Annotated in this window: 8 protein-coding genes, 1 tRNA gene and 1 pseudogene; 4 read left to right on the forward strand and 6 right to left on the reverse strand. The window is 74.3% G+C overall.

Annotated elements, in window-relative coordinates:
* Positions 1-14: 14 nt before the first annotated feature.
* From D7I43_RS15060 to D7I43_RS15070, 3 genes are all read right to left on the reverse strand, one after another.
* Positions 15-2,222 (reverse strand): MMPL family transporter, encoded by a 2,208-nt coding sequence (locus tag D7I43_RS15060; RefSeq protein ID WP_120329107.1) that lies wholly within the window; start codon positions 2,220-2,222, stop codon positions 15-17.
* The gene (locus tag D7I43_RS15065) at positions 2,222-2,797 is read right to left on the reverse strand and encodes a TetR/AcrR family transcriptional regulator (RefSeq protein WP_120329144.1); all 576 of its coding nucleotides are present in this window, start codon (positions 2,795-2,797) and stop codon (positions 2,222-2,224) included. Before D7I43_RS15065 ends, D7I43_RS15060 begins: the two co-directional genes overlap by 1 nt.
* Before the next feature lie 140 nt (positions 2,798-2,937).
* Positions 2,938-3,333, reverse strand: coding sequence for a winged helix-turn-helix transcriptional regulator (locus tag D7I43_RS15070; protein ID WP_120329145.1), 396 nt, complete (start codon positions 3,331-3,333; stop codon positions 2,938-2,940).
* A 121-nt stretch (positions 3,334-3,454) separates the two neighbouring features.
* On the opposite strand from D7I43_RS15070, the gene D7I43_RS15075 reads away from it, so the two are divergent.
* From D7I43_RS15075 to D7I43_RS15085, 3 genes are all read left to right on the forward strand, one after another.
* Entirely contained in the window at positions 3,455-4,900 is a 1,446-nt protein-coding gene (locus D7I43_RS15075; RefSeq protein WP_120329108.1) for an MFS transporter, read from the forward strand.
* Between the two features lie 104 nt (positions 4,901-5,004).
* Complete coding sequence (locus tag D7I43_RS15080; protein WP_120329109.1) at positions 5,005-5,802, forward strand: isocitrate lyase/PEP mutase family protein; 798 nt, start codon at positions 5,005-5,007, stop codon at positions 5,800-5,802.
* 31 nt (positions 5,803-5,833) lie between these two features.
* Positions 5,834-6,784, forward strand: a complete 951-nt coding sequence (locus tag D7I43_RS15085; protein ID WP_120329110.1) for a DNA polymerase domain-containing protein — start codon at positions 5,834-5,836, stop codon at positions 6,782-6,784.
* Between the two features lie 52 nt (positions 6,785-6,836).
* Here the strand turns inward: D7I43_RS15085 and D7I43_RS15090 are convergent, their stop codons facing one another.
* Positions 6,837-7,475 carry an HD domain-containing protein gene (locus D7I43_RS15090; protein ID WP_120329111.1) on the reverse strand — a complete coding sequence of 213 codons (639 nt, stop codon included), beginning with the start codon at positions 7,473-7,475 and terminating at the stop codon, positions 6,837-6,839.
* A 161-nt stretch (positions 7,476-7,636) separates the two neighbouring features.
* Between D7I43_RS15090 and D7I43_RS15095 the strand changes: the two genes are divergently transcribed.
* Positions 7,637-8,605: a GlxA family transcriptional regulator gene (locus D7I43_RS15095; protein WP_120329112.1), complete on the forward strand. Its 969-nt coding sequence runs from the start codon at positions 7,637-7,639 to the stop codon at positions 8,603-8,605.
* A gap of 122 nt (positions 8,606-8,727) precedes the next feature.
* On the opposite strand, the gene D7I43_RS15100 is transcribed toward D7I43_RS15095, so the two are convergent.
* Together D7I43_RS15100 and D7I43_RS15105 are read right to left on the reverse strand one after the other, a co-directional pair.
* Positions 8,728-8,802: transfer RNA gene (locus D7I43_RS15100), tRNA-Arg, on the reverse strand.
* A 197-nt stretch (positions 8,803-8,999) separates the two neighbouring features.
* Positions 9,000-9,214, reverse strand: a pseudogene (locus D7I43_RS15105) (IS110 family transposase); the annotation flags it as partial.

Raw genomic sequence — 9,214 nt, forward strand, 5'->3', positions numbered from 1 at the left:
GCGCTGGCCGAAGTTCAGCCGCGCTGGCCGACCGGGGCCGGAGCCTGGTCGGCGAGGTGGGCGCGCAGCCCCTCGCCCTCGATGTCCACGTTCGGCAGGGCGCGGGAGAGCCACCTCGGCAGCCACCAGGCGCCCCGGCCGAGCAGGGACATCACGGCCGGCACGATGGTCATCCGCACCACGAAGGCGTCGATGGCCACCCCGACGGCGAGCGCGAAGCCGATCGACTTGATGATCGGGTCGTCGAGGAAGAAGACGAAGCCACCGAACACCGAGATCATGATCAGCGCGGCCGCCGTGACCACCCGGGCGCCGTGGCCCATGCCGTTGATGGTCGCCTGCTGGGCGGTGTCGCCGTGCACGAAGTCCTCCCGCATCCGGGAGACCAGGAAGACCTCGTAGTCCATGGCGAGGCCGAACAGGATGCCGATCAGCAGGATCGGCAGGAAGCTGATCAGCGGGCCCGGCGTGTCCAGGCCGACCAGGTCGGCGAGGTGGCCCTGCTGGAACACCGCGACCGTGATGCCGAAGGTCGCCGCGACGGTGAGCAGGAAGCCCAGCGCCGCCTTGACGGGCACCAACAGCGAGCGGAACACCAGCATCAACAGCAGCACCGAGAGGCCCACCACCAGGAACAGGTAGATCGGGAGCGCGTCGGCGAGCTTCTCCGACACGTCGATGCCGATCGCGGTGGCGCCGGTCAGCAGCACGTCCGCGTCCCTGATCCCGCCGACCGCGTCGCGGACGTCGTGCACCAGCGTCTCCGTGGCCTCGTCGGTCGGCCCGGTCTTCGGCACCACGCCGAGCAGCGCCGTCCGACCGTCCGGGCTGAGCTGCGGCGGGGCCACCGCGAGCACGTTCCCCGTGCGCTGGACGAGGGCGGTCACCTGGGGTACGGCCGCCGAGGTGGCCTGCGGCGTGTCACCGGCCACCACCACGGCGAGCCGGCCGGTGAAGCCCGGGCCGAAGCCCTCGGTGATCAGGTCGTTCGACACCCGGGCCGGCGAGCCGACGGGCGCGGTGCCCGCGTCGGGGAGGGCGAGCCGCATGTCCGACGCGGGGACCGCGAGCAGCCCCAGGCCGAGCAGCCCGACGAGGATGACCGGCACCCGGAGCCGGATGACCAGCCGCGCCCAGCGGAAGCCGAAGCCGGACCGGTCCTCGGCCGGGCCGGCGGCGTCCTCGCCCTCCGCCGCGGCCGGGACGGCGCCGCGCAGGCGGCGGGGGAGCACCTTCCGGCCGGCGAAGCCGAGCAGCGCGGGCTGGAGGGTGATCGCGACCAGCACGGCCAGGGTCACCGTGCCGGCGGCGGCGAGACCCATCGAGGTCAGGAACGGGATGTCGACCACGGCGAGCCCGGCCAGCGCGATCACCACGGTCGCGCCGGCGAAGACCACGGCGGAGCCGGCCGTGCCGACCGCCCGGCCGACGGCCTCGTCCGGGCTCAGCCCTTCGAGCAGGTACTGCCGGTGCCGTGAGGTGATGAAGAGGGAGTAGTCGATGCCGACCGCGAGGCCGAGCATCAGCGCGAGGATCGGGGTGACGCTGGTCAGCTCGACGACGCTGCTGAGCGAGTACAGGCCGGCCATGCCGACGGCAACGCCGATGAGGGCGTTCAGCATGGTCATCCCGGCGGCCACGAGCGAGCCGAACGTGATCACGAGGACGACCGCCGCCACCACCACGCCGATGGCCTCGGTGGAACCGACCTCCGGCACGCTGTTGAGCGCCTCGCCGCCGGGTGCCACCTGCCAGCCCCGCGCCTCGGCCGACGCCCCGACTCGCTCGTACGCCTCGCGCTGCGCGTCGTCCAGCTCGTCGGCGGTGTCGGCGAACTGCACCTGGACCAGCGCGTACTGGCCGTCCTGGGAGACCGCCCCCACGGTGAACGGGTCGACGGCGCCCACGACGCCGGGCACCGTGGCGGCCTCCTGGACGATCTCCTTCACCACGGCCTGGCCCTCCGGGGTGGCCAGTTGGCCGTCCGCGGGGGCCTTCACGGCGATGGTGCCGGTGGCGCCGCTGGCCGCCGGGAACTGTTCGGAGAGCAGGTCGAGAGCACGCTGTGACTCGGTGCCGGGCATCGTGAAGTTGCTGGCCGTCGGGCCGCGCAGGAACGCGGCGGCCAGGCCGAGACCCACGAGTACGACGAGCCAGACCGCGACGACGAGTCGCCGGCGGCGCAACGAGCCCCGGCCGAGCCGGTAGAGCAGGGTCGCCATCAGGGTTCCTTGTCCGAGGTCGAGGATTGGTCAGGGACGAGTTCGAGGGTCCGCCGGGCGAGGGCGAGCAGCGCGGGGCGCAGCTCGTCGTCGGGTACGTCGATGAACTCGGCGCACGCCTCGGAGATGCCGGCCAGCAGCACCATGGGCGCGATCCGGGCGGCGGGCCGGTCGCTGCCGCCGGCCATGGCGGCCAGCAGCCGTTCGGAGATCTGCTGGATGTGGGCGAACGCGGGCTGTTGCAGCAGCTCGGGGAACTCGCCCCGGAGCAGGGCGATCTCCCGCCGGAACCGCACCGCGAGGTCGACGAACCCCTCGGCCGCGGTCTCCTGCGCCGCCCGGCCGGTGAGCCCGGCCAGGGTGTCGTCGAGCGCCCGGAGCATCGTGATGGCGGGCGCCATCAGCTCGGCGAGCAGGGCCTCCTTGCTCGCGAAGTGGTACAGCACCGTGGCCTTCGAACAGCCGACCTCGGTGGCGATGTCCTGCAACGACGTACCGCGGTAGCCCGTGGCCGCGAAGCGTCGTGTCGCCGCGGCCAGGATCTCGTCGCGGGTCGTCGGTTCCGCCCGTCGCACGCTGGTCACCTCCGCCAACCAGCATGCCTGACCGATCGGTCAGATCCTGACCGATCGGTCAGAGCAATGGCGTGGTCTTCCCCACACCGGCCGGAGGTGTGGTGCGGCGGGCGCCGTCCCGGCGTCGGGACGGTGGCAGGTCAGGCCCGGTCGTGCTCCCGGTCGTACGCGGCGCGGGCCGCGGCGATCGTGCTCCGGTGCCGCTCCGCCCAGCTGGTCAGCGCGACGAGGGACTCGTAGAGCTCCAGCGCGATCGGGGTGGCGGTGTACTCGACCTTGGGCGGCACGGTGGGGTAGACCCGGCGGTGCAGCAGGCCGTCGCGCTCCAGGTTGCGCAGCGTCAGGGTGAGCATCCGGCGGCTGATGCCCTCGATCTGCCGCTCCAGTTCGGTGAAGCGGACCGGGCCCTGCGAGGCGGCCACGAGGATGCCGATGCTCCACTTGCCGCCCACCCGGTCGAGCACCTCGCGCACCGTGCAGGCCCGGGCCTGACCGGGTGTGAAGGGCGTGTCGGAGGCGACACCGGCGCACTCCACAAGGCCGCCGACCTGCACGGACACATCGCTGTTCCCCTGTGACACGACAGTGCCTCCTTCCGCCTCGCCCCATGGTCACAGAGCATGTCTTCGGTAACAAACCATGCACCTAGGGGGAGCGATGACAACCCGCACCGACCGCTGGCCCGCCCTGCTCGTGCTCTGCGCCGGCAGTCTGATGATCATTCTGGACGGCAGCATCGTGACCGTGGCGCTGCCGGCGATCCAGCGCGACCTCGGCTTCACCGCCACCGGGCTGGCCTGGGTGGTCAACGCGTACCTGGTGGCCTTCGGCGGGCTGCTGCTGCTCGCCGGCCGCCTCGGCGACCTGCTCGGCCGGCGGGCGGTCTTCCTCGCCGGCGTCGCCCTCTTCACCCTGGCCTCTTTGCTCTGCGTGGCCGCCGCCGGGCCGGCGACGCTGGTCGCCGCGCGCTTCCTCCAGGGAGCCGGCGGGGCGTTCACGATGGCGGTCAGCCTCGGCATGATCGTCCGGCTCTACCCGGAGCCGGCCGAGCGGGCCCGGGCCATCGCCGTCTTCAGCTTCACGGGCGCCGCCGGCGCCTCCCTCGGCACGGTGGCCGGCGGCCTGCTCACGGACCTCGCCGGCTGGCGGTCGATCTTCCTGATCAACGTGCCGGTCGGGCTGCTGATCGTCCTCGCCGCGCTACGCCGGATCCCCGCCGACCGTGGGCTCGGCCTGCGGGCCGGCCTGGACGTGCCCGGTGCCGTGCTCGCCACCGCGGGCCTGATGGCGGCGGTGCTGGCGGTCGTCGGCACCGGCGAGCACGGCTGGACCTCGGCGCGCACGATCGGGGCCGGCGCCGCGGGGGCCGCCCTGCTCGTGGCGTTCGCGCTGCGCCAGCGGGTCGCCGCCGTACCGCTGCTGCCGCCCCGGGTGCTGCGTACGCCCGACCTGGTCGCCGCCAACACCGTCCAGTTCCTCGCGGTCGCCGCGTTCTTCGCCTTCCAGTTCCTGCTCGCGCTGGACCTCCAACTGGTGCTCGGGCTCGACGCGGCGGCCACCGGGTGGGCGTTCCTGCCCACGCCGTTGGTGATCGCGGCCGTGTCGCTCGGCCTCGCCGGCCGGCTCGTCGCCCGCCACGGCGCGCGGCGGGTGCTGGTCACCGGGCTCGCCCTCGCGGTGGTCGGGTTCCTGCTGCTCGCCCGCCTGCCGGCCGACGGCGCGTACCTGACAGACGTGCTCCCGGCGATGCTGGTCTTCGGTGCGGCCGGTGGCCTGGTCCTGCCCGCAGTCACCACGGCGGCCATGGCCGGCGCCGGCGACGCGGAGACGGGTCTCGCCTCCGGGCTGGCCAACACCACCCAGCAGATCGGCGGGGCGTTCGGTTTGGCGGCGCTCGCCACGCTGGCCGCCGGCCGCACGGCCGGACTGCGGGCGCGCGGGTGGGACGAGACGGCCGCGCTGGCCGCCGGCTACCGGACCGCCTTCGCGGTGGCCGCCGGGCTGGTCGTCGCGGCGCTGCTGGTCGCCGCCACGACCCTGCGCCGCACCCCGGCCCGCGGTCGTGGGGTCGCCGAGCCGGCCCGGGCCGGGGTGTCGGGGTAGGACGTGCGGGCCGGCTGGGGCCCGGGGACGGCGCGGAATGGCCCGTTCCATTCGAGGGGAATTGGCCGTCGGAACGGGCCCTCGCGCGCCGGAGAATCGTGGGCATGTCCGCCACCCTCGCCGACCGGGCGGAGGCGCTCCGCGCGCTGCACCGCCCGGGCGACCCGCTGATCCTGCCCAACGCCTGGGACGCCGCCTCCGCCCGGGCGGTCGTCGAGGCCGGTTTCCCGGCCGTCGCGACCAGCAGTGCGGCGGTCGCGGCCGCCCTCGGTCACGCCGACGGCGAGGCCACGCCGCCCGGGGAGATGTTCGCCGCCGTGGCCCGGATCGCCCGGACGGTCACCGTCCCGGTCACCGCCGACCTCGAACGGGGGTACGGGCTGCGCCCGGCCGAACTGGTCGAGCGGCTGCTCGCCGCCGGTGCCGTGGGGCTCAACCTGGAGGACTCCGACCCGGCCACCGGCCGGCTCGTGCCCGTCGGGGCGCAGGCCGACCTGCTCGCCGGTGTCCGGTCGGCGGCCCGCGAGGCCGGCGTGCACGTGGTGCTCAACGCCCGGTTGGACGTGTTCCTGCGCCCCGGCGGCGACCCGGACGCCCGGCTGGCCGACGCGCTCGACCGCGCCCGCCGCTACCGCGCGGCGGGCGCGGACTGCGTCTACCCGATCGGGCTCACCGAACCCGAGGCGGTCCGCGCCCTCGTGGCGGCGGTGGACGGGCGGGTGAACCTCCTGGCCCGCCCCGGTGGCCCCGGCGCCGCCGAACTGGCCGCCCTCGGAATCGCCCGGATCAGCTACGGCCACCACCTGCACGCCGCCGTCCGGGCGCGTACGGCCGACCTGCTGGCCGCCGTCCGGGCCGGCGGCGACCCGTTCGTGCCGGCGCGTCCCGCCCGGTCCGGTTGACCACCGACCCGCGGGCCGGGAAGGTGGGGTGATGAGCGGCGTGGAGGAGACCCGGGACGGGGTGTCGCTGATTAATCTGGACCAGCCGCTCGTCGAGGGAGCCAGCAAGCGCGACCTGGTCGACTACCTGGATCGCGTCAGTGACCGCATCCTCCCGCAGCTGCGGGACCGGCCGCTGTCGGTGATCCGGTCGCTGCGCGGGCAGGCGCCGTTCATGCAGAAGAACCTGCCGAAGTACACGCCGGAGTGGGTACGCCGGGTGCCGGTCTGGGCCGAGGCGTCGCAGCGGGAGGTGTCGTACGCCCTCTGCGACGACCGGCGCACGCTGCTGTGGTTCGCCAACCAGCGGGCCGTCGAGTACCACCCGACCCTGGCCCGGGCCGACCACCTCGACCGGCCGACGCACCTCGTGCTCGACCTCGACCCGCCCGAGGGTGACTCGTTCCCGGCGGCCGTCGCCGCCGCGCTGCTGGTGCGGCAGGCGCTCGGCGACTCGGGCCTGGCCGGGGTGGCGAAGACCAGCGGGGCCAAGGGCGTGCACGTCTTCGTGCCGGTGACGCCCGACGCCGACGCGGAGCAGATGGCCGCCGCCACCCGGGCCCTCGCCGCCCGCGCCGAGCGGCTGGACCCGGCGCTGGCCACCACCGCCTTCATCCGCGAGGACCGGGGCGGGCGGGTCTTCGTCGACTCCACCCGGGCCGGCGGGGCCACCGTGGTCGCCGCCTACAGCCCGCGGCTGCGGCCCGGACTGCCGGTGTCGTTCCCGGTCGACTGGGCGGACCTCCCGGACGTGACCCCCGCCGACTTCACCGTGCGGACCGTCCCGGCGCTCGTCGCGGAGCGCGATCCGTGGCTCGACCTGACGCCGCCGCAGCCGCTCCCACCCGACCTGGTCGAAGAGGGGCGGACCATCCCGATCGCCCGGGTGCAGGCCATGCACGAGGGCAAGCGGCGGGCAAGGGCCCGCCGCCAGGCCGGCTGACGCGTGGACGGCCACCGGGTCGGCGTCCAGGTCGAGCGACGCCCCGGGCCCCTCACTCCGGCCAGTCGTTGCCGAGGATGATCTGCACGAAGTCCTCGCGGACGAACGACGGGTCGAAGTACGCGAGCACGTCGTCGTTCACGGTGCCGAACGTGGTCTCGGGGCGGTGCGCCACGCCCTGGTGGAACGCGGCCAGGATCCGACGCTTGAAGTCGGGGCGGGGGTGGGCGGCGGTCACCTCGGCGACCCGCGCCGGATCGAGGTCGCGCAGGCCGATGCCGAGCACGTCGGTCTCCACGCCGGCCGTGACCAGGGCGATCTCCGGATCCAGGTGTTCCGGCACGCCGGGCGTGGTGTGCAGCGCGATGGCGAGCCAGACCCGGCGCGCCTCCGCCGCCGAGCGGCCGTGGTCGAGCAGGAACCGCTCCGCCGCCTTCGCCCCGTCGACCTCGAAGCGCAGGTCGCTGCTGGCGTACGCGCCCGTCAGACCGAGGTCGTGGAACATCGCCCCGACGTAGAGCAGCTCCGGGTCGGGCGCGAGGCCCCGTCGCTCGCCCTGCAACGCGCCGAAGAGGAACACCCGGCGGGAGTGGTGGAACAGCAGGTCGTCGGTGGCGCCGCGGACCAGGTCCGTCGTGGCGGCGACGAGCGGTGTGTCGGGGATGGTGATCCCCGCGACGGTCTCGGGCATGGCGAGCTCCTTCTTCTCTCGGCGGCCGGTGGTCGGCCCGGCCCCCGATGCTTCCCCGGCTAGACTCGACGAACCATGTCCCTGGGGACGCCTATCCCTCGGAAACGGACATGGGTCGTCGCGCCGGGCGGGACGCGTCGGGCGGGGAGGAGGAACCGCGGATGGCCGGGGCGAGACCGCACCGGATCGGCGTGGTGGTCTTCGACGGGGTGCAGTTGCTCGACGTGTCGGGCCCTGTCGACGTGTTCGACGCCGCCGCCCGGCGCGGCGCCGGCTACACCGTCGAGCTGATCGGCTGGCGGTCGGCGCAGGTGCGGACGTCGTCCGGCGTACGGCTGGCCGCCGACCGCACCCTCGACGAGGCGGACGCGCCGGACACGCTCGTGCTCACCGGCGCGGACGACCTGTCCGCGCTGCCCGACGCGGCCGACGTCCGGGCCCGCCTGGGCAGGCTCGTCCGGCCCGACACCCGCCTCGCCGCGGTCTGCACCGGGGCGTTCGTACTGGCGCGCACGGGCTGGCTGGCCGGGCACCCGGCCACCACCCACTGGCGGCACGCGGCGCGGCTGCGCGCCGAGTTCCCGGAGATCGACGTACGGCCCGACGCGATCTACGTGCACAGCGGCCGCTTCTCCACCAGCGCCGGCGTCACCGCGGGCATCGACCTCGCGCTCGCCCTCGTCGAGGCGGACCACGGAGCCGGGCTGGCCCGCGAGGTGGCCCGGGAACTCGTGGTGTTCATGCAGCGCCCCGGCGGGCAGTCCCAGTTCTCCGTACGGCAGGACCTGCCGCCCAGCGGCGACCAGCGGCTGCGCCGGGTCGTCGACCGGGTCACCGCCGACCCGGCCCGCCCCTACCCGGTCGAGGCGATGGCGCGGGACGCCACCGTCACCCCGCGGCACCTGCGCCGGCTCTTCCAGCAGGAACTCGGCATCACACCCGGTCGCTACCTGGAGCTGGCCCGGATCGAGGCCGCGCGGGCGTTCCTCGAACAGGGCGGCACGGTCACGGAGGCCGCCCGGCGCAGCGGGTTCGGCAGCGACGAGACGTTGCGGCGGGCGTTCGTCGCGGCGTACGGCGTACCGCCCTCGGTCTACCAGCGCCGGTTCCGTACGACAGGGGTGCGCTGACCCGGGAACGGCCCGGTAAGCGTGATCATCGGCCGGGTCCGGGCGACCGAACGGAGAAGCCCGGGCGCGGTGGCCGCGAAACGGAGAAGCCCGGGCGCGCGGCCCGGGCTTCGACGTCTCTCTGGTGCCCCCGGCAGGATTCGAACCTGCGCTCCCGCCTCCGGAGGGCGGTGCTCTATCCCCTGAGCTACGGGGGCTCAGCGACTGGGAAAGACTAGCAAACGACCTCCACGACCGCCGAATCGGTATCCGCCGTGCGCGTCGCGCCAGCTCACCCGCCCCCCACCACCGCGTCGATCATGAGGTTGGCGGGGCCTGTGGAGATCGAGAAGGCCGCCAACCTCATGATCACCGGGCTGGGTGTGGGCCCGGGGGGGTGTCCCTATGGGTTTCGTCAAGCAGCGACGGGGGCCGTCGGGCGTGGTTGGTAGGGGGTCTTGTGGCGGAGCATGGCGAATAGGACGTCGCAGCGGCGTCGGGCGAGGCAGATGAGGGCGGCGTTGTGGCGTTTGCCTTCGGCTCTTTTGCGGTCGTAGTAGGCGCGGTTGATGGGGTCGGTGAGGGCGGCGAACGCGGCGAGGAAGAAGGCGCGTTTGAGTTGCTTGTTGC

It is taken from the genome of Micromonospora globbae, from assembly GCF_003610785.1.
GTDB classification, from domain to species: Bacteria; Actinomycetota; Actinomycetes; order Mycobacteriales; family Micromonosporaceae; genus Micromonospora; species Micromonospora globbae.

Excerpts from the sequence above, each read along its gene's own strand:
- D7I43_RS15095 (WP_120329112.1), top strand. The coding sequence starts at position 7,637 with ATGGCCGGGGCGAGACCGCACCGGATCGGCGTGGTGGTCTTCGACGGG.
- D7I43_RS15090 (WP_120329111.1), bottom strand. The coding sequence starts at position 7,475 with ATGCCCGAGACCGTCGCGGGGATCACCATCCCCGACACACCGCTCGTC.
- D7I43_RS15080 (WP_120329109.1), top strand. The coding sequence starts at position 5,005 with ATGTCCGCCACCCTCGCCGACCGGGCGGAGGCGCTCCGCGCGCTGCAC.
- D7I43_RS15060 (WP_120329107.1), bottom strand. The coding sequence starts at position 2,222 with ATGGCGACCCTGCTCTACCGGCTCGGCCGGGGCTCGTTGCGCCGCCGG.
- D7I43_RS15085 (WP_120329110.1), top strand. The coding sequence starts at position 5,834 with ATGAGCGGCGTGGAGGAGACCCGGGACGGGGTGTCGCTGATTAATCTG.
- D7I43_RS15075 (WP_120329108.1), top strand. The coding sequence starts at position 3,455 with ATGACAACCCGCACCGACCGCTGGCCCGCCCTGCTCGTGCTCTGCGCC.